Origin of the sequence: Paraburkholderia sp. PGU19 (assembly GCF_013426915.1) — a bacterium.
Taxonomy (GTDB): domain Bacteria; phylum Pseudomonadota; class Gammaproteobacteria; order Burkholderiales; family Burkholderiaceae; genus Paraburkholderia.
On record NZ_AP023180.1, the window covers coordinates 2270840 to 2292079 of the forward strand.

Consider the following 21240-nt stretch of genomic DNA (forward strand, 5'->3'; position numbering starts at 1 on the left):
CATCACAAGGAGAACAACATGATCGGCAATTTCGAACTCATTTCCCGGCTCGTGCTCGCGGCAGCACTCGGCAGCGTAATCGGCTTCGAGCGCGAGCGGCTTCGCGGGCGGCGGGGCTGCGCACGCATATGCTCGTGTGCGTCGGCTCGACGCTCATCATGATCGTGTCGGCATTCGGCTTCGCGGACGTGCCCGGCAACCAGCACGTCGTGCTCGACCCGTCGCGGATCGCCGCGCAGGTCGTATCCGGCATCGGCTTTCTGGGCGCCGGGTCGATCCTGCTGCGCGGCGAGATCATCCGCGGCCGGACGACGGCGGCGAGCCTGTGGTCCGTCGCCGCGATCGGGCTGGCTGTCGGCGGCGGATTGTACACGGCGTCGATCGCCGCGACGCTCATCATTCTGATTATCCTGGCCGGGATCAAACCGATCGAGAAGCGCTTCATCACGGTCAAGCAGCGCCGCCAACTGTTGCTGCTGGTCGAGCGCGGCTCGATGACGTTTCATACGCTGCACGAGGCGCTCGGTCCGGCGAGTCCGCGCGTCAAACAGTTCGTGATGCAGCAGAGCGACGACGATGCGCAAATGGATGAAGTGATGATCACGCTGCACCGCGTCTCGTCGACGGAATATGCGGCGATCTGCGGTCAATTGCATGCTCTACAGGGCGTGAAAGAGTTTCGGGACAATGGCGAGCCAATATGAACGGGATCTGCGCATGATCGTCTGGCGACGGCCAGCGCGGGTCGTGGCGAGTCTGGCATCGTCGCGTGAAATGCCGTCCCAAAAAGGCTCCGATCCACTTCTGTGACCCTCTTTGCATGAGACAATGGCGGCTCTAGAAAAATACCGACGGCAGCGGTGACGGGCGCCTTGAATGGCGACGAACGCTGCGCTCCCGCTTTTCCTACATGGCAGATTCCGCAGAATCCACGATTTCCCGCCCGTCGCGCCCCCGTTCGCAGAATCGGCGCACGTCCACTGTCTCTCCCGAAACCGAAAACAAGCTTGCGCGCGCCGCACGCTCGGCGCAGCGTCTCGCGCAACTGAGCGATGCCGCACGCGACGGCAGCACGCTCGACCTCTTCCCCGACGACACCGCGCGCGCCGAGCAGCAGGCGATGAGCATCGACGTGCGGCAAGGCACGCTGCAAGGCTTTGAATTGCCCGATGTCGTGCTGGCGGCCGTCGGCGCGCCGGATGGCGTGGGCTTTGCGGCGGGTGTGGCGGAACCGAAGGCTGCCGCGCGCGCGGTGCGTGGCGCGGCGCCGTCGAAGGATCTGGCGTCCGATGCCATGCAGCACGACGGGCAGATGGTGATCGATACGGAAGCGGGCGCGCTGGAGCCGGCTGTCGCTGAAGGACAAGCGCTGGCTGCTTCCGTCGACGGCGAAGTTGCGCCGGCAGCCACGAAACCGGCTCTGAACGCGGCCCAAGACGCGGCTCCGGACGCACCGACGCAGGCTGCGTCGCTTGCGGCGGCGAGCGTCGTGCGCAGTGTTGCGGCGCTGCGTCAGATTTCGCCGCCGACCAACGCGGCGGATGCCGACGCTGCCGCCGATACCCAACAAAGCGAGAGTTCGCCTGCGCCCGGCGGATTGGCGCAGCGTTCCGCGAACCCAGACAGCAAAACAGCACCGGCGGTCGCGCCCGAAGTGTCCGCGCATGGCGCGAGCGCGGCGGCCCCGAAAGTACAGCCCACACGCCCCGCGTCGTACGTTCCGCCACCGCAGACGCACGCGCCGCGCGCCACGCCGGAACTCGATCACGCACGCGCGACCGCCTTCGCTGATACCGTCGATGCGCTCTACGGCGTGATCGCCGACCAGCGTCGCGCCGCCGACGACCACACCCGGCGCATGAAATGGATGCTGACGATCGTCGTCTGCGCCTTGCTGATGACGATCGCGATTGGCATCGCGCAAACGCTGTTGCTGTTCCGCCTCTCGCATCAGTCGACCGCGCACGAACAGCGCATCGAACAGATGATGCTGAACCAGCAGGCGACGCTCGCGACGTTGCTCGACACCGATTCGTCGACCACGAGCCTTCCTGTCAGCGTCCAGGTTCCGGCGGCGCCAGCAACGCCGGCGCCCGTCGCACCGGCGGCAACAAAGTCCGCCGAAACGCATGCGGCGCACGCGCAGCACGTTCAGAAGCGCAAGTCAGCGCACACTCACTAAGCCTCGTCCACCCGTCGCGCACATTTGCGCGGCGGGCTCTCTCCGGTTCCTGCCTTATCCCGCTGCGCGAGCGCCATCGCTGGCGCGGCAGCGGAACAGCGGGCAACTAACCGTCTGCGGCAAACCGCACCACCGACACCCACCGCGCCCCGTTGTATCCACGCATCAGTCTTGCAAAAAACAGGGGCGGGTCTGGAAGCCGCATGCTGCGGACGTGCTGCGCCGCAATATTGCCTGAGAGCCCATGCGGCGAATGACCACACCGAAAAAATGCTGCATTGCACTAGCTTTCGGTTAGGGAAAACCCTATACTTCTTCATAAGGGAAAACCCTGAATCACCAACCCACCGGGAGTCGCCATGAACTATCTTTTCGCGCTGTTCCAAAAGGTTAGCGACCTCTTCGCGTCGCCTCACTTGCCTCTGGATTCGGATTATTCGTACGAAGCACGTCACCGCGAAGCGGAGCGTGTTCGCAAGTCGCAAGCAACCTTGTTCGGCGTCCGTCTTACCGACTAATCGGTAGGCAGCCCATAAAAAGACGTTGCACTGTGCATCTCGCCGCCCTCCAGAAGCGGCGAAACTGAAAAGCCCGGCTTTGCCGGGCTTTTGTTTTTGCGCGTCAGAAAGCCACCAAGCGCCTTGAAGAAAGACGCTCCCGTCATTGCGCGCACCGTCGTAATCGCCCGCGCATTATTTCCACGCCGAAATGAATGTAACAGGGGCTCTACGGGCACTGACCCATCGCGCATCGCCAATCCGCGCACAGCCGTGTGAAAACACGGCAAATCCCCGAGCGACCCCGGATTCGTCGCGTACATCGTATGAAATATGCGCTTACAAGTCCTCACGTCTGTGAAAGGTCTGCGCCGCTAAAGTGGGTCTCAAGCGAACGGCGAATCTCATGACCGTCCCGGTCGATCCAGCCATCGCTCGCAACAAACTCGAAAGGGAGAATAGCCATGAATGCCATCAAGAAGACTTCGCGTTCGATCGTCGTCACGCTGATCGCTGGCGGAGCACTGCTCGGCGCAGGCAGCGCCTTCGCGCAATATGCGCCGATGCACACGCAGCCCGCTTATGAGCAACCGCACATGATGCCGGTGGGCGTGCAGGTCGACATCGGCTGGCACGGCGACCGTTACTATGACGGCCACCGCTACTGGGCGCACGACGACTGGATGCGTCATCACCCGCACGATCGCGACCCGTACCATGACCGCGACCACCGTCCGCCGCCGCCGCGTTACTAAGACGGACTGAGGGCACGCTTCGCATCGCCTGATGCGCCGTGGCGAGGATGAACCACAGGGCCGGCCGCTCGCAAGAGCGCGCCGGCCTTGTCGTATCCGCCGTCGAAAAAACATGCGCTGCGCTATGCTTGTGAGCTTCGAAAGGCAACACACGGAAACGGGGAATGGGTTTGAGCAAGCCAGTCGTAGGCGTAGTGGGAACGGGATTGATGGGCGTCGGCATTGCGACGCAAAGCGCGCTGCACGGACACAGGACGATCGTCCATGACGTCGATCCAACGAGGCTCGAAAGCGTCGCGCCGAAAGCGCGAGCCGTGCTCGACGAACTGATCGACGCGGGCCGCATCGACGGGCAAGCAAAAGAAGACGCGCTGTCGCGCATCGAAACGAGCGCCACGCTCGACGCCATGGCCGACGCGCATATCGTGATCGAGGCGATTCCTGAAGTGCTCGAACTGAAGCACCGCCTCTACGCACAGTTAAACGAAGTGCTGCGCGACGACGCGATCCTCGCCAGCAACACCAGTGGCTTTCCGCCCGATCAGTTGACCGCGCCGCTGCGCGCGCCGGAACGCTTTCTGATCGCGCACTTCTGGAATCCGCCGCACATGATCCCGCTCGTCGAAGTCGTGCCGGGCAGCGACACGGCGCAGCACGCGATCGACTCGACCGTCGCGCTGATGCACGCAATCGGCATGGAGCCCGTCGTGTTGTCGAAAGCGATTCCGGGCTTCGTCGGCAACCGGCTGCAATTCGCGGTGCTGCGCGAGGCGCTGAACATCGTGCGCTCGGGCGCGGCGACGCCCGATGTCGTCGACCGTGTGATGAAGGCGTCGCTTGGCAAGCGCTGGGGCATCGTCGGGCCGTTCGAAGGCGCGGACATGGGCGGCCTCGATACGTTCGTCGATATCAGCACGCACCTGATGCCCGCGCTCGCCAAAGACGAAGACGTGCTCGATCTGCTGCGCGAGCACGTGCAGGCGGGGCGCGTCGGCGTGCGCAGCGGCGCGGGTTTTTACGACTGGGACGACGCGCAGACGGCGAGGGTCAAGGTGGGACGCAAGCGCGTGATCCAGAGCAACGGAAAGAACTGAGCGGCACGCACGGTCAATCACAACGAGAGCGACATCATGTCCGACGTCTATTTCTATGATCCAGCTACCGGCCACGGCTTGCCGCACGACCCGTTCAAGGCGATCGTCGCGCCGCGCCTGATCGGCTGGGTATCGACGCGCTCGGCGGGCGGTCAGCTGAATCTCGCGCCGTACAGCTTCTTCGGCGCATTTTCGACGCTTCCGTCGATCATCGGCTTCGCTAGCGAAGGCCGCAAGGACAGCATCCGCAATATCGCAGAGACGCGCGAGTTCGTCTGGAATCTGGCGACACGCCCGCTCGCCGAGCAGATGAACCGCACGTCAGCGCCCGTCGCGGCGGACGTCGACGAGTTCCAGCTGTCGGGACTGACGCCTGTCGCGGGCCGCAACGTGTCGGTGCCGCATGTCGGCGAATCGCCTGCCGCGCTCGAATGCAAGCTGTTGCAGATCGTGCAGTTGCACGATCTGAGCGGCAAGCCAATGGACAACTGGCTCGCGCTCGGACAGGTGGTCGGCGTGCACATCCAGAACGCGTATCTGAAGGACGGTCTGTTCGACACGCAGGCCGCGCAGCCGATCATGCGCGCGGGCTATCGCGCCGACTATGCGCAGATCGGCGACATGTTCCAGATGATTCGCCCGACGTCCTGATTTCCTGACGGGCGCTCGCCACAAAGCTCATTCGGTGGCGGGCTCGTCGGAAGCCAGATCGACGTCGACGGCTTCCGTGGCGGCGGGCGTCGTGCCCGCCGGCGTCGTCGCGCTCGACGCGGCCGCCGGCGCGAGCGTCAGCGACGCCTGCGCGCCGCGCGTGGCGACGGGCACGGCACGCGGCTCGTTGTCGTGAATCACGGCGCGGATGCGCGGATAAATCTGCCGCTCCCAGCGCTGCCCGTTGAATACGCCATAGTGTCCGACGCCCGTCTGCACATGATGCGTCTTCAGATACGGCCGCAACCTGTCGCACAGATCCTGCGCGGCGAGTGTCTGCCCGACGGCGCAGATATCGTCGCGCTCGCCTTCCACCGTGAACAGCGCGGTACGCCTGATCTTCGACGGCTCGACGCGCCGTCCTCTCACTTCCAGTTCGTGCAGCGGCAGCGCATGCCGCTGAAACACGGTATCGACGGTTTCGAGGTAGAAGTCCGCCGTCAGGTCCATCGTCGCGAAGTATTCTTCGTAGAATGCGCGGATCGCCTCCGCCTTCTCCGGGTCGCCCTTCGAGCGCTCGTGATACATCGTTTCGAACGATTCCAGATGCCGTTCGAGATTCATCGCCATGAACGCGTTCAGCTGCACGAAACCCGGATAGACGCGCCGGAATGCGCCCTGAAAACCGAACGGCACCGCGCTGATCAGATTCTGTTCGAACCATTCGATCGGCCTGCTCTTTGCCAGTTCGTTCACGCGCGTCGGGTTCACGCGCGTGTCGATCGGGCCAGCCATCAGCGTCATGCTGGCGGGTTGCGCGGGGTGGTCGTCGGCGGCCATCAGCGCGACCGCGGCGAGCGCGGCCACCGTCGGCTGACAGACGGCGAGCAGATGCGTGCCCTGGCCGATCGTGTCGGTGAAGTCGATCACATGCTGCACGAACTCGTCGAAGCCGAAGCGACCCGCCGACAGCGACACATCGCGCGGGTTGTGCCAGTCGGTGATGTAGATGTCGTGCTCGGCGAGCATCGTGCGGACCGTGCCGCGCAAGAGCGTCGCGAAGTGGCCCGACATCGGCGCGATCACCAGCACGCGCGGCTGCGGCACATCGAACGACGCGTGTTTGCGGAAATGCAGCAGCGAACAGAAGGGCGTCGACTGCACGACTTCTTCGAACACATCGACGGCTTGCCCTTCGACCTCGACGCTATCGATACCGAACGGCGGGCGCACATGCGTGAGGCCCGCAAGCGTCAGCAATTCGGCCGATGCGCGCAGCGTCCTGCCGGATGGCGTGGCGGAGTATTCGGGCCACGCGTCGAGCGCGCCCTGTACCAGCGACGCACCATGGCGCAACGGCAGCATGAAGTTGGCGAACGCCTGGTACGCCGGATAAGCGAGCGGATTCATGGCTTTCGCAAGAGATGAGAACCTGGGTCAATGACAGGCAAGTCATATGCCAACAGAGCCGAACGCGGCGGCTGCGGAATGACCTGCTGCCGCGATGGATTGGCATAGCCCTTGCGCGCCCTTCCGTAAGGTGCCCGTTATGCCGCGAATTGGTGCGTGCATGCACGGCATCGTGCATCGCGATGCCGCGAAACGTGCCGCGATGATCCTCTGTGGAGCGAGACATGCCGAAACCGATGGCCGACACGATGGCTGCCACTACGCTGACGATCAGCAGCCGGAACTATTCTTCGTGGTCGCTGCGCGGCTGGCTGCTGGCGAAGTTCAGCGGCTTGCCGTTTGAAGAGATCGTGATGCCGGTTGATGATCCCGCTGCGCGGGCTGAGTTGCTGCTGCTGTCTCCCTCCATTCTCGTGCCGTGCCTTGTGCATGACGGGATCAAGGTGTGGGACACGTTGGCTATCGCCGAGTATCTGAACGAAGTGCGGCCTGAAGCTGGGCTGCTGCCGAAGGATCGTAAGGCGCGCGCGCATTGCCGTGCGATATGCGGTGAGATGCATTCGGGGTTCAGTTCTCTGCGTTCGGCGTTGCCCATGAATTTGAAAGCGCACTTTCCGGAATTTAAGGTGTGGGCGCGGGCGCAGTCGGATATCGACCGGATTGTGACGATCTGGCGGGAGTGTCTCGAAGAATACGGTGGGCCGTATCTGTTCGGCGAGCGTAGCGCTGCCGATGCGATGTATGCGCCGGTTGTTACGCGCTTTGTTACCTATGATGTGCAGCTTGATCCCGATATTGTTGCTTATGGGCGGGGGATTCTTGCGCTGCCCGAAATGCAGGAGTGGATCGCTGGAGCGCAGTTGGAGGTCGATGAGATCGATGAGCTTGATGTGGAGTTTTAGGCGCGGTCGGTTTGGTTTGCTCGTGTTGTCGCTGGCATCCGCGTTTTGCCTTCGCGCTTCAGGCGTCGCCCCTGTGCGGGGCGGCACCTACTTTTCTTTGCCGCCGCAAAGAAAAGTAGGCAAAAGAAAGCGGCTCACACCGCCAGTTCTTGTGTTTGCCTGAGGGCCCCCAACGGGTCTTATGCTTCGCACGGCAACGTCTTTGTTCGCGCGTGTTGCCAACGCTATAAATGAGCGCCTCACCCACTTCACACACCCGCACATTTGCCGGCGGCAGCGAACGGTTTGTGCCGCCCAGGTGGCAAACTGTGTGTAGGTTGTCGCGTCGTATAGGGTAGCGCTCTTACAGGGTGGAACGCGGGCGCTATCGGTCCGGAGTGAGGCGTTTCGAGTGCTACGGCCTACACACAGTTTGCCACCTGGGCGGCGGTGGAATAGCTGGCACGGCATGATGCGGCGCGGGTGCGTGAAGCGGGTGAGGCGCACATTTAGAGCGCTGGCAACGAGCATGGGTCACGTGATTGCCGTGTGAGGCGTAAGACCGGTTGGGGGCCCTCAGGCAGACACAAGAACTGGCGGTGTGAGCCGCTTTCTTTTGCCTACTTTTCTTTGCGGCGGCAAAGAAAAGTAGGTGCCGCCCCGCACAGGGGCGACGCGTGAAGCACGCTAACGAATCGCGGATGCCAGCACAAACACGAGCAAACCAAACCGACCGCGCCACGACGGCAAACCGCGGACGCCAGCGGTCCCGCCCCCGTGCTTTCTAGCTATGACCGCCCAGCTTGAACACGGAAACCACTTCCGCCAGCTTATCGGCCTGCGCGCTCAGGTCGGCGGCGGCCTGCTCGGCATCACTAACCAGCGCCGCGTTCTGCTGCGTTACTTCGCCAATCTGCGTGACAGCAGTGTTCACCTGCTCGATACCGCTCGACTGCTCCTTCGAAGCGACGCTGATCTCGCCAATGATCGTCTGCACCTGTCCAACCCGCTCAACGATCGAGCGCATCGTCGTGCTCGCTTCCTCCGCAATGCGGAACCCGCTCGACACCGTCGCCGTCGACTCAGCGATCACGCCTTCGATTTCCTTCGCCGCCGCCGCACTACGCTGTGCCAGCGCACGCACTTCCGACGCAACCACCGCAAAGCCCTTGCCGTGCTCCCCGGCACGTGCCGCTTCCACAGCCGCGTTCAACGCAAGGATGTTGGTCTGGAACGCGATGCCTTCGATGACCGTCGTGATGTCGGCGATCTTCTTCGACGACTGGCTGATCTCGCCCATCGTCGAGACGACACGGTCCACAGCGCGGCCGCCGTCGAGGGCCGCTTCCGATGCACCCGACACCAGCGTGTTCGCCTGCGCCGCGTGACCGGCGTTCTGCTGCACCGTCGATGTGATCTGCTGCATGCTCGCCGCCGTTTCTTCGAGACTCGCGGCCTGCGTGCCGATGCGCGACGCGATCTCGCCGCTGCCAGCCGCGATCTTCGCGGTGCCTTCCGTCATGTCGGCCGACGCGCTGCGCACCTGCGTGACGATGCGCGCGAGCCCCTCGCCGATGCCGTCGATGGCCTGCATCAGGCGGCCGATTTCATCGGCACGCCGTTCGTGGCTCGCCGACACGCGTACGCTCAGATCGCCCGATGCAAAGCGCTCCGACGCCTTCGCCGCTTCGTCGAGCGGGCGCGACACCAGGCGGCGCACGGCGATCAGGAACACCACGGCGAACAGGGCGACCAGTACGAAGCCGATCAGGATGAAGCGGTTGCGCGTGGCGATCACGTCGGCCATCACTTCGTCGCGCTTCGCGACGCCGCCGACCAGCCAGCTCCATTCCGGCACCGTGACGAACGAGACGAACTTGTCCTGCGTCCCCATTTCGCCGAGCGACGCGTCCGCGCTCGAATATTCGATCTGGCCTTCCTTTTCTTCGAGCATGCGCTTGTACGGCGCGGCGCTCTCGTCGCCCACCTGGCCGGCCGCCGCCGGATGCACCATCAGCTTGCCGCGCTCCGCGCCGTTCGACGCGTTCAGCACGAAGTAATAGCCCGTGTCGCCGATCTTCAGTTGGCGGATACCGTCTTCGACCGACTTGATCTGCGCATCCACGTCGACGCCGACGAACAGCGCGCCGATGACCTTGCCGCTGGCATCGGTGATCGGCCGGTACTGCGTGATGTAGCGTTTGCCGAACAGCGTCGCGAGCCCCGTGAAGGTCCTGTTGCCGGCGACGGGGCCGTAAGCCGGGCCCTTGCGGTCGAGCAGCGTGCCGATCGCGCGGGAGCCGTCCTGCTTTTTCAGCGAGGTCGTCACGCGCACGAAGTCGTCGCCCGTACGCGCGAAGATCGTCGCGATCGCGCCGCTTTGCGCGAGAAACTGGTCGGGAATCGAGAAGTCGTTGTTCAGCACCTTGTCGCCGGCCTTGAAGACGGGCGTCGGCGTGCCGGCGATGTCGATCTTCTGCGTCTCGTCGAGCGCGTAGCCGGGCGGCAGGAAACTCGCGAACAGCGTCATCGAGCGGCCTACTTCGGCCGTGAGCGCCTTGTCGAACAGCGAGATCATCGCGGCAATCGACCGGTCTTTCTCGCTGATGCGCGACAGCACCTGATCGCTGATCTGCGTGCCGGCCGTGCGGGTCACGGCGAACGTGAAGGCGGCAAAAATGGCTGCCACCAGCGTGCACGAGAGCATGGCGAGCCTGGCGCCCACGCTGGCGCGGCGCAGTGAAAGGATATCCATGAGGGTCTGCAGGTAACGGGATTGAAGCTGCTCCGCTGTGCCGCGCGCGAGTGCGCGCGGCGTCGAAACGGCAGCCTGAAACCTGTTAACGGCACGCCAAACGTTTTCCTTTAATTTTGAAAGCTAGAGTGTTGATTCAGATCATTGCGACGAACGCCAGGTTCGTAGTAAGAGCGCGTTCGTCACGACGCTGACGCTGGAGAACGCCATCGCGGCGCCCGCGATCATCGGGTTCAGCAGCCCGAACGCGGCGAGCGGAATGCCAATCAGGTTGTACACGAACGCCCAGAACAGGTTCTGCTGGATCTTGCGCCAGGTGCGGCGCGAGATGTCGATGGCGTCGGCGACCAGCGCCGGGTCGCCACGCATCAGCGTGATGCCGGCCGCGTGCATCGCGACGTCGGTGCCCGTCGCCATCGCGATGCCGATGTCGGCGGCGGCGAGCGCGGGCGCGTCGTTGATGCCGTCGCCCGCCATCGCGACCACGCTCGACGTGCGGATCTTCAGGTCGTGCACGACGCGTGCCTTGTCGGACGGCAGGACCTGCGCATGCACTTCGTCGATGCCGAGCGCGGTGGCGACGCTGTTCGCGCTGCCCTGGTTGTCGCCCGTCACCAGCGCGCTCTTCACGCCCATGCGCGACAGCCGTTCGATCGCGGCGCGCGCGCCCGGCTTGAGCGTGTCGCCGAAAGCAATCAGCGCGAGGGCTTGTGCGTGTGTGTCGATTTGTGCGTCCGTCTTGCCGCGTCCGATCAGCCACGAGACCGTGTTGCCTTGCGCCTCGAGTTGCTGCGCGCGGCGGGCGAGGGCGGCCGGCGGCACGACGCCCAGTTCGCCGAGCCAGCGGCTACTACCGATGGCGAACGTCTCGCCGTCGATATCCGCTTCCACGCCGCGCCCCGCGACCGCGCGCGCTTCGCTGCTCGCGGGTAGCGAAGCGCCGCCGCCGTCCGCTTCGAACGCTTTCACGACGGCCTTTGCGAGCGGATGCTCGCTATGCCGCTGCACAGCCGCCGCGAGCGCCAGCGCGTTTCGACGGTCCACGTCTTCCGCCGTCTCGAACGCTGTCACGGACGGCTGGCCGACCGTGAGCGTGCCCGTCTTGTCGAACGCGACGACGCGAACCTGATGCGCGATTTCGAGCGCCTGCGCATCCTTGATCAGCACGCCGTGTCGCGCGGCGACGCCCGTACCCGCCATGATCGCGGTCGGCGTCGCGAGGCCGAGCGCGCACGGACAGGCGATCACCAGCACTGCGACCGCGTTGAGAATCGCCGTTTCGGCGCCGTGTCCGGCGATCAGCCAGCCGACCAGCGTGACGAGCGCGATCGCCAGAATGGCGGGGACGAAGATTTCGCTGACGCGGTCGACCAGCCGCTGGATCGGCGCTTTCTCCGCCTGTGCCGTCTCGACGAGCCGGATGATGCGGGCCAACGTGGTCTCGGCGCCGATGGCCGTGGTCGTCACGGTGATGGCGCCTTCGCCGTTGATCGACCCCGCTGTCACGCGGTCGTCCTGCTGCTTCGGCACGGGCAGGCTTTCGCCCGTAATCAGCGATTCGTCGATATGCGTGCGGCCTTGCAGCACGGTGCCGTCGACGGGCACGCGCTCGCCCGGCCGCACCGCGACGAGCATGCCGACGCGCACCCGCGCGAGCGGCACTTCGTGCTCTTCGGTACCGACGACGATGCGCGCGCGGTCAGGACGCAGCGCGTTGAGCGCGCGGATCGCGTCGGTGGTCTGGCGCTTGGCGCGCGCTTCGAGCCATTTGCCGAAGCGCACCAGCGTAATCACGACCGCCGATGCCTCGAAGTACAGATGCATCGTGTCGCCGGGGTGCAGCGCCATCTGGTAGACGCTCACGCCATAAGCCGCCGACGTGCCGAGCGCGACCAGCAGATCCATATTGCCCGCGCCGGCGCGCACGGCTTTCCACGCGGCGCGGTAGAAGCGGGCGCCGAACACGAACTGGATGACGGTGGCGAGCGCGAGTTGCAGCGTGGCGGGCAGCATCGCATGCAGACCGAGCGGCTCCGCGAACATAGGCGCGATGAGCGGCAGCGTCAGCAGCGCGCAGATCACGACTGCACCGAGTTCGCGGCGCACGGCGGCGCGCGCGGCGGCGTCTTTGTCTTCGGTGGCGGCGGGCGTTGCGTCATCGGTAGAGAGCGGCGTCGCCTGATAGCCGGCTTTGGTGACGGCCGCGATCAATTGATCGACGCCGACCGCGCCGTTGGTGGTGACGGTTGCTTTTTCGGTGGCGAGGTTGACGGACGCGGAGGCCACGCCGGGAATCCTGGCGAGCGCTTTTTCGACGCGTCCGGAACACGCCGCGCAGGTCATGCCGCCGATCGCGAGTTCGGCTGTCGATGGCGCGTCGGCAGCGGGCGGCGGCGCGTCGTTCAGCGGTTGTGCGTCGTAGCCCGCTTTGCGGATGGCGTTGACGAGGGTATCGGTGGTGACGGACCCGTCGGCATCGACGGTTGCTTTTTCGGTCGCCAGATTCACGCTGGCCCGCGCGACGCCCGGCACTTTTGCGAGCGCTTTTTCTACGCGCAGCGCGCAGGACGCGCACGTCATGCCCTGAATGTCGAGTTCCGAGGATGCCGCCGGGCGGCGCGTATCGGCGGTGCGGGGTGGTGCGAGTTCGGTCATGGCTGGGAGGGTCCAGTTCGCGCTATTGCGCATCGTTGGAACCAGTATCGACCTTCCTATGATGGGAAGGTCAAGAGGCATTTTCGTATTTGCCTGACGGCGTGGGGGGATGCGTGCGCGTGCTACGGTTTGGTTGTTCTAGCCCTTCCGGTGGCATCCGCGATATGCCTTCGTGCTTCGGGTGATGCCCTCCGGTGTTTGGGCCTTTGCGCTGGCATCCGCGCTTTGTTAGCGTGCTTCAAGCGTCGCCCCTGTGCGGGGCGGCACCTACTTTTCTTTGCCGCCGCAAAGAAAAGTAGGCAAAAGAAAGCGGCTCACACCGCCAGTTCTAGTGTTTGCCTGAGGGCCCCCAACCGGTCTTACGCCTCACACGGCAATCACGTGACCCATGTTCGTTGCCAACGCTATTGCGGTGCGCCTCACCCGCTTCACGCACCCACGCCGCATCATGCCGTGCCAGACATTCCAAGGCCGCCCAGGTGGCAAACTGTGTGTAGGCCCGTAGCGCCACACACGCCTCACTCCGAACCGATAGGGCACGCGTTCCACCATGTAAGAGCGCCAAGCTATACGACGCGACAACCTACACACAGTTTGCCACCTGGGCGGCGCAAACCATTCGCCGCCGCCAGCCCGTGTATAGGAACTTGAAGCAGATGAGGCGCTCATTCAATGCGCTGGCAACTCAGACGAACAAAGACGTTGCCGTGTGAAGCGTAGGACCGGTTGGGGGCCCTCAGGCAAGAAGAAATGTTGGCGGTGTGAGCCGCTTTCTTTTGCCTACTTTTCTTTGCGGCGGCAAAGAAAAGTAGGTGCCGCCCCGCACAGGGGCGACGCTTGAAGCAAGCTAACGAATCGCGGATGCCAGCGCAAACACAAGCAAACCAAACCGCCCGCGCCGCGAAGACTCAAACGCGGATCCCAGCACAAAGGCAACAACCCCACCCGGCATAGCCCGCGCCACGCAGGCCCCGCCCCACCACAAAACAATCAAACAAAAACCCAAAAAAACCAACAAACAACACCCGGACCAAAGACGCCACACCAAAACCCCGATGAACGCTCACATTAACTTGCCCCCGCGACGCGGATAAGTTAAAACGCGTTGTCAGAAAAGGAATGTCAGGACATTTCGGCAAGTCCGGCGCGGGCGGGGGCTCGGCGGATCGGGCTCGTCCTGGCTCAGGCATATGACACCCAGGACCGCGGTTCATCGAATGATAAAAAATCGCCGAGAAAAATTTCCGTTTCATTTCGCCTGCGCGGCGCTCGCGGGCATCGCATTTCTCACCGGGTGCGCGTCGACTCCCATCGTGACGCCCAAGCCCACTGGCTGGATCAAGGACGAGGTCGCCGACTCCTACGTATTTGCCTATCCGCTCGTGCTGATGGGCGCGTCGCGCGACGCCGCCGTGGGCACGGGCCCCGGCCAGGCGCCCGTCAATACGCTGCGTCACGCGTCGGCGCTGCCGCCCGTCGGCGGGCACAATCCGCCGACGCCCGGCATCGACACACTCGATTCGACCGCGTGGCTCGACGTCGGCGACGAACCGGTGATCGTGTCGTTGCCAACGTCGGCGGGCCGCTATATGGATGCGCGCGCGCTCGACATGTGGACCAACGTGGTGTGGTCGGCGGAACAGCCGGGCGGCTCGCGCGTGTCGGGCATCAAGGCGCAGACGGTGGCGTTCGCGAAGCCCGACTGGAAGGGCGATCTGCCCAAGGGCGTCAAGCGTATCGACGCGCCCACGCGCAATATCTGGCTCGACGTGCGCATCCAGTCGAACGGCGGACGCGATTTGACGGCCGTACGCAAGCTGCAGCGCGGCATTCGCGTGGTGCCGCTGTCCGTCTATACGGGCGATGCATCGGCGGCGTCCGTTGCGCCGCGCACCATGCCTGCCGACGCCAGCGTCTCGGGCACGCCCGCCGAGCAGGTCGCCGCGCTCGACGCGAAAGGCTTCTTCGACCGCCTCGCGCAGCTGCTGCCCGACAACCCGCCGTCGCCCGCCGATCCGCACGCGCTCAAGTTTCTCGCCGACCTCGGCGTGAAGCCAGACGAAGCCGTCGAACTGCCCAACTCGGCCAGCGACGCGATCGCCGGCGGTCTCGCGGACGGCCGCGCGCGCGTCGCGACGCCGCCCACCAACATGCTGACGGCCAACGGCTGGAGCTGGTTCGGCGACGGCGTCGGCAACTACGGTCCCGACTACGCACTGCGCGCGTATGCGTCATACGCGCAGCCGGGCATCGGCACGAAGACCGACGAAGTGCGCGGCAACATCACGCTCGACAGCGACGGCCACGCGTTGAACGGCGCGAACCGCTATGTGTTGCACTTCGAGCCGAACCAGGTGCCGCCCGTACGCGGCTTCTGGTCGATCGCGGCGTACACGAAGGACGGCGCGCTCGGCGACAGCACGCCGGCACGCGCGTCCGTCGGCGACAAGACGGGCGTGCGGCGCAACCGCGACGGCTCGATCGACGTGACGGTGTCGTCGGCGAAACCGCGCAAGGCGTCGAACTGGCTGCCCGCGCCGCGCGGCGATTTCCAGCTCGTGCTGCGTCTCTACGCACCGAAGCCCGAAGCCAGCGACGGCACCTGGCAGCCGCCCGCCGTCGTGCGTCAATAAGCGAAGGATGTGTCCGCCGCATCGCGGCTGGACACGTCCTTGCAACTGAAATCGGGCCACTTACACTTTCTAACGTTTATTTGCCCGCAACGGTCGTCATTCTCATGACATTTGATGGTTTGGCCGAAGTACACGACGTATACTTCGGCCAAGCTGGACATTCGTCATCGCGGCGAGTTCTGCGCCGCCCTACCCGCGACCAAGCATGGCAAGCCCGACCAAAGCATCACTCGCTTCATCCTTTCAGACCGTCCGCGAAGTCGCGCAAGGCCGGCGAGCAAGACGCATCGTTCTTATCGTATTCGTCGTGCTGGTCCTGTTCGGACTGCTCGGCTTTTTCGCCGCGCCGCCGCTGATCCGGCATATCGCCGAACAGCAGTTGAGCGAGCAACTGGACCGGCCGGCCAGCATCGGCCGCATCTCGCTCAATCCGTACACGCTCAATTTCGAAGCGGACCGCGTGCATATCGGCGACCGTGGCGGGAAGGGCGATTTTGTCGATATCGAACGGCTGATCGTACGGACGTCGTGGAGTTCGATTTTCCGGCTCGCGCCCATCGTCGATGAAGTGCATCTCGATTCGCCGCGCTTCACGATCGTCCGCTACGACGCGCAGCGCTTCAACTTCAGCGACCTGATCGAGAAGTTCTCGAAGCAGCCGTCCAAGCCCGACAGCAAGACGGCGCAGTTCTCGATCTCCAATATCCGGATTGAAAACGGCAAGATCACGTTCGACGACCGGCTGCTCGGCGTCACGCATATCGTCGATGAATGGCGCCTGGGTATTCCGTTCATCGCCACTTTGCCATCCAAGACCGATATCTTCGTCGAGCCGCTGCTGCGCGCGCGTATCGACGGCAGTCCGCTTGCCATCGACGGACGCACGAAGCCGTTTGCGGCGTCGCGGGAATCGGAAGTGTCGCTGCGCTTCGAAGGGCTCGACGTGCCGAAGCTGCTGTCGTACTCGCCCACGAAGCTGCCCGTCACGGTGCAGGCGGGCAAGCTGTCGAGCGACCTGAAAATGAGCTTCGTGATGACGGGCGACGCACCCACGCTGCGCATCACAGGCACGACGGATCTCGCCGACATCGACGTGCTCGACGAGCACAAGGCACCGTTCTTCGCCGCGCGCTCGCTGCATGTGGCCGCGCAGACGCTGGAGCCGCTGAAGAGCGTCTATCGTTTCGACGACATCCGCCTCGACTCGCCCACCGTGCATCTCGCGCGCGACAAGAGCGGTGTGCTGAGCGTGCAGCATACGTTCGCCCCGGCGCCCGCGCCCGCGTCAGGGCCCGCCAAGGCGGCAAGCGCGCCCGCGGCGGCTGCGGCTGCATCCGGCGCGAGCGGTGTCGAGGCCGAAGCGGCGAAGGCCGCGCCGCCGCTCGACCTGCAGATCAAGCAATTCGAACTCTCGAACGGTACCGTCGAAATTCAGGACGCAGCGGCGTCGCGGCCCGTATCGGCGGGGCTGAACAATCTCGCCGTGGCGCTGGCGGACTTCTCGACGCTCGGCAAGACGCCCGCGCGCTACACCGTCAAGACCAACGTCGAGAACCATCCGCAGAGCGCGCTCGCCGTGTCGGGCAACCTGTCGCTCGCCGCGAAGACGGCCGACGCGAAGATCGACCTGAAGTCGGCGCAACTGCCCATCATGCAGCCGTATCTCGACACCGTGACGGCGGCGAAGGTGCTCGACGGCACGCTGAGCGTCCAGTCGAACCTGACGGCGAACTGGTCGAAGGAACCCGTCGATCTGCAGATCGGCGACAGCCAGATCGATCTGCAATCGCTGAAGCTCGCGACAGGGGACGCAAAGCAGCCGGTCATTTCAATCGCGGACGGCAAGGCGGGCATCAAGCGCGTCGATCTGACCGCCCGCAAGGCGGAACTCGATTCGGTCGACGTGACGGGCCTGTCCGTCGACGCGCAGCGTCTGAAAGACGGCACGATCGATCTGGCCGCGCTCGCTGGCCCGCCGCAGGAGCAGGTGCACGAGCGCACCGTGATCCACGCGGCGAAAAAGGCGACGCAAGAAGGGCCTGCATGGCATTACAGCATCGGCGAGCTGAACCTGAAGGATGGTGCGGCGACCTTCACCGACAACACGACCGCGCACCCCGTCAAACTCGCCGTGAAGCCGTTGCAACTGAAAGTGCAGAAGATCAGCGACGACCTGAGCCGCGCACTGCCCGTCGAGCTGCAGGCCACCGTCAACGGCAAGGGCACGCTCGGCGTGAAGGGTGACGTGACGGCGACGCCGCTCAAGGTCGCCATGAAGATCGACGCGAACCGGCTGGACGCCGCTGCGTTCGAGCCGTACTTCGGCAGCAAGCTGAACGCGACGATTGCGAGCGCGCTGCTGAACGCAAGCGGCGACGTGACGCTCGCGCAGGGCGACAAGTCGAAGGGACTGCGCGCGACGTATCGCGGCGACGCGGCGATCGTCGACGTGCGAATGATCGACAAGGCGACCTCGGACCTGTTTGCCGGCTGGCGCTCGCTGGCGCTGACAGGCATCAAGGCCAATTACGACGAGCGCGGCACGGACGTCGATGCCGCCAAGGTCACGTTCGCGAACTTCTACGGCCGCGTGCTGCTCGACGCGCAAGGCAAGCTGAATCTGAAAGACGTGGTCGCGCACGAAACGGGCGCGCCGCAGTCGCTCACGCGCGACCAGAGCGCCAAGGGCAAAGAGCCGATTCCGCTCGGCACGCCCGCCGCTTCCGAAGCACAGGCTGCCGTGCCGGCTTCCGCCGCGTCAGGCGCGAACACGTCGGTGACGGCGGCCACACCGCCGCAAAGCCCGGTGCGCCTACACTTCGGCCAACTCGTGCTGCAGAACGGCCGCGTCACCTACACCGACAACTTCATCAAGCCGAACTACACGGCCAATCTGATCGCGATCCAGGGCACGATCGGCGCGTTCGGCACGGAATCGAAGCAGTCGGCGCCCGTCGACGTGTCCGCGAAGCTCGCCGCCAACGGCCCGATCACGATCCGCGGCTCGGTGAATCCGCTGATCGCCAAGCCGGCACTCGATCTGACGGCAACGGCGCACGGCATCGAGCTGACCAACCTGACGCCGTACTCGGCGAAGTACGCGGGCTATCCGATCACGAAGGGCAAGCTGAACGTCGATCTGCACTATCAGCTGGCCAATGACCAGTTGACGGCGAACAACCACATCTTCATCGACCAGCTCACGTTCGGCGATCACGTCGACAACGACACAGCGACGAAGCTGCCCGTGAAGCTCGCTATTTCGCTGCTGAAGAACTCGCGCGGTGAAATCGACGTGGACATTCCCGTGTCGGGCTCGCTGTCGAATCCGGAGTTCAGCGTCGGCGGGCTGATCTGGCGCGCGGTGCTGAATCTGCTGCAGAAGGCCGTCACGGCGCCGTTCTCGCTGCTCGCGCATGCGTTCGGTGGCAGCGGCGAAGAACTCGGCTACGTCGAGTTCGATCCGGGCTCCGCCGTGCTGTCCGACGCGTCGCAGAAGAAGCTCGACATGATCGTGAAGGCGCTTTCCGACAAGCCGTCGATCCGCCTCGACATCATCGGCCGCGTCGATCCCGCCGTCGATCTGCCGGCGCTGCGCACAGCCTATGTCGACCGGCTCGTGCGTCAGCAGAAGCTCAAGGACGTCGTGGGCAACGGCGAAAGCGTCGACCCCATGACGATCAAGGTCGACGACAAGGAATACGACAAGTATCTGACCAAGGCCTACAAGGATTCGGACTTCAAGAAGCCGCGGAACATTGTCGGCCTGACGAAGACGCTGCCCGACGACGAGATGAAGACCGCGCTCGCCGAGCATGCGCCCGTCACGGACGCCAGCCTACGCGATCTCGCGCAGCGCCGCGCGCAGGCGGTGCAGCAGTACTTCGAAGGCAAGATCGACAACAGCCGCGTTTTCATCGTGGCGCCGAAGCTCGACGCTTCGGGTATCGACGACAAGGGCGCGACGACCCGGGTGGATTTCGGCCTGAAGTAACGCGCCGACGATTCTTCACGTGCTTGCCGCTTTTGTGTGCAAGCGCGTTAACAATCGTCAAGGATGACTGAGCGATCGCGCGTGGGGTCAACGCATCGCGCCGACGTTCGTTTAGGATGCCAACCCTTGTGCCAGCGGGCTGCGACATGCAGCCCGCTGGCGCATCCAATGCCATCCTTCCGAACGTCTTCCAATGAACATCTTCAAACCGTGCCGCCAGCTCACGCAACGGCTACTGATCGCGAGCGTCGCCTTGGCGCTTGCCGGTTGTGCCAGCGCGCCGTGGGGCGACTTCTTTGCCAGTTCGCCCGATGCGCGCCCGCCCTCGCTCGAGGCGCCTGCGCCTGTCGCGGCGGGCTTCTATCGCGTGAATCCGGGCGATACGCTGGCGGGCGTCGCGGCTGCGTTCGGGCGTGATCCCGCGCAGATTGCCCGCTGGAACCGTCTGCCCAACGACTACCCGGTGAGCGTCGGTCAGGTGCTCCGCGTGGCGCCTGATCCTGCGCCGGCGTCCGGGCCCGTACAAACGGGCGCGCCGGAATCCAGGGTTGCAACCGGCAATGTCGCGCCGCCTGCCGCGCCCTCGCAGCAGACGCGCTTCATCTGGCCCGCCTCGGGGCCCGTGATGTCGAATGCCGGAGACGGCCAGTCGAAGGCTATTCATATCAGCGGCACAGCCGGCGAGACGATCCGGGCAGCGAGTACCGGCCGCGTGATCTACGCGGGCTCCGAGATCAAGGCGTACGGCCTGCTGGTGATCGTCAAGCACGACAAACGTTTCCTGAGCGCGTACGGCAACAACGCGAAGCTGCTCGTCAAGGAAGGCGACGCGGTCAAGCAAGGCCAACCCATTGCCGAAATGGGCGCCGCCGACGATCCCCAGCCGTATCTGATCTTCGAACTGCGCGACGGCACCAAGGCAGTCGATCCCCAAAACTACCTGCCGAAACGTTCGGGCTGACCGGTCGCCTCGCTATCCCCGTCGTGCTTCAGTCCTGCGGCCCGGTCCGGGTTCTGCGTGACTGCCGCCGAAGCGCATCGCACGATGCCATTTCGAAGACGAGCTACCGCTTGAAAAAGAATCCTCTGCTACGACGCCTCGGCGCGTCCGTTTCGTTCTTCCTGCTGGCGAGCGCACTGCCCGCGTCGGCATCGGCGGCTACCGGGAAGCATAAGCCAGTCGATCCGAAGCCGCGTCCCAGGGCGAAAAACGCGCAGCATGGCGCGCGAACGGAGCCGCGTCACGATGCAGAGCGCAACGCGCCCGTCGATCCCAAGACCCGCGCCCATCGCGCCGCGCATGCCGTGCATCTGGCGCATGCGGCGAGCGCGAAAGGGCATACGTCGCGCTTCAGGCAACTGGGGCTCGCGTCTTGGTACGGCCGTGGCTTTCACGGTCATCGGACGGCGAACGGCGAGCACTACGACATGTACGCGATGACGGCCGCGCATCGGACGCTGCCGCTTGGATCGTATGTACGCGTGACGTCGCTGGCGAGTTCGAAGTCGGTGGTAGTGCGCATCAACGACCGTGGACCCTACGCGCGCGGCCGCGTGATCGATCTGTCGTATCTCGCCGCATCGGCGCTCGGCATGCATCGCGCGGGCGTGACGAAGGTGTCGATCGAGCGGGTGGAGAAGCCGGAAGCCGAGCGCATCGCGCATCGCCCGATGCATCTGACGACGAACGGCTAGCCACGCGTTCGACGCGCCGCGCGAGGGTGCCGCAAGGG

General features: G+C 64.7%; 13 protein-coding genes and 1 pseudogene. 10 read left to right on the forward strand and 4 right to left on the reverse strand.

Going from position 1 to position 21240, the window contains the following annotated elements; translation table 11 throughout:
* Positions 1-18 precede the first annotated feature (18 nt).
* Positions 19-704: pseudogene (locus tag H1204_RS27870) on the forward strand (MgtC/SapB family protein).
* A gap of 206 nt (positions 705-910) precedes the next feature.
* Positions 911-2182: a hypothetical protein gene (locus tag H1204_RS27875; protein WP_180731706.1), complete on the forward strand. Its 1272-nt coding sequence runs from the start codon at positions 911-913 to the stop codon at positions 2180-2182.
* A gap of 514 nt (positions 2183-2696) precedes the next feature.
* On the opposite strand, the gene H1204_RS27880 is transcribed toward H1204_RS27875, so the two are convergent.
* Positions 2697-2846, reverse strand: coding sequence for a hypothetical protein (locus tag H1204_RS27880; protein ID WP_180730993.1), 150 nt, complete (start codon positions 2844-2846; stop codon positions 2697-2699).
* A 297-nt stretch (positions 2847-3143) separates the two neighbouring features.
* On the opposite strand from H1204_RS27880, the gene H1204_RS27885 reads away from it, so the two are divergent.
* From H1204_RS27885 to H1204_RS27895, 3 genes are all read left to right on the forward strand, one after another.
* On the forward strand, positions 3144-3434 hold the full coding sequence (locus H1204_RS27885; RefSeq protein WP_180731707.1) for a hypothetical protein: 291 nt from the start codon (positions 3144-3146) through the stop codon (positions 3432-3434).
* Between the two features lie 164 nt (positions 3435-3598).
* Positions 3599-4528: a 3-hydroxyacyl-CoA dehydrogenase family protein gene (locus H1204_RS27890; RefSeq protein WP_180731708.1), complete on the forward strand. Its 930-nt coding sequence runs from the start codon at positions 3599-3601 to the stop codon at positions 4526-4528.
* A 36-nt stretch (positions 4529-4564) separates the two neighbouring features.
* Positions 4565-5179, forward strand: coding sequence for a flavin reductase family protein (locus H1204_RS27895; RefSeq protein WP_180731709.1), 615 nt, complete (start codon positions 4565-4567; stop codon positions 5177-5179).
* A gap of 27 nt (positions 5180-5206) precedes the next feature.
* Here the strand turns inward: H1204_RS27895 and phaZ are convergent, their stop codons facing one another.
* Positions 5207-6589: a polyhydroxyalkanoate depolymerase gene (gene phaZ / locus H1204_RS27900; RefSeq protein WP_180731710.1), complete on the reverse strand. Its 1383-nt coding sequence runs from the start codon at positions 6587-6589 to the stop codon at positions 5207-5209.
* Between the two features lie 248 nt (positions 6590-6837).
* Between phaZ and H1204_RS27905 the strand changes: the two genes are divergently transcribed.
* A complete protein-coding gene (locus H1204_RS27905; RefSeq protein WP_180733327.1) occupies positions 6838-7491 on the forward strand; it encodes a glutathione S-transferase family protein in 654 nt (217 codons plus the stop codon).
* Between the two features lie 763 nt (positions 7492-8254).
* Here H1204_RS27905 and H1204_RS27910 read toward each other — a convergent pair.
* Positions 8255-10225, reverse strand: coding sequence for a methyl-accepting chemotaxis protein (locus tag H1204_RS27910; RefSeq protein WP_180731711.1), 1971 nt, complete (start codon positions 10223-10225; stop codon positions 8255-8257).
* A gap of 141 nt (positions 10226-10366) precedes the next feature.
* Positions 10367-12880 carry a heavy metal translocating P-type ATPase gene (locus H1204_RS27915; RefSeq protein WP_180731712.1) on the reverse strand — a complete coding sequence of 838 codons (2514 nt, stop codon included), beginning with the start codon at positions 12878-12880 and terminating at the stop codon, positions 10367-10369.
* A gap of 1217 nt (positions 12881-14097) precedes the next feature.
* Here H1204_RS27915 and H1204_RS27920 point away from each other — a divergent pair.
* The 4 genes from H1204_RS27920 to H1204_RS27935 all read left to right on the forward strand — a co-directional run bounded on the left by H1204_RS27920 (position 14098) and on the right by H1204_RS27935 (position 21202).
* Entirely contained in the window at positions 14098-15513 is a 1416-nt protein-coding gene (locus tag H1204_RS27920; protein WP_180731713.1) for a DUF1254 domain-containing protein, read from the forward strand.
* 205 nt (positions 15514-15718) lie between these two features.
* Positions 15719-19507, forward strand: coding sequence for a DUF748 domain-containing protein (locus H1204_RS27925; protein WP_180731714.1), 3789 nt, complete (start codon positions 15719-15721; stop codon positions 19505-19507).
* A 193-nt stretch (positions 19508-19700) separates the two neighbouring features.
* A complete protein-coding gene (locus H1204_RS27930) occupies positions 19701-20468 on the forward strand; it encodes a peptidoglycan DD-metalloendopeptidase family protein (protein ID WP_180731715.1) in 768 nt (255 codons plus the stop codon).
* A 110-nt stretch (positions 20469-20578) separates the two neighbouring features.
* Positions 20579-21202, forward strand: coding sequence for a septal ring lytic transglycosylase RlpA family protein (locus tag H1204_RS27935; protein WP_180731716.1), 624 nt, complete (start codon positions 20579-20581; stop codon positions 21200-21202).
* Positions 21203-21240 lie beyond the last annotated feature (38 nt).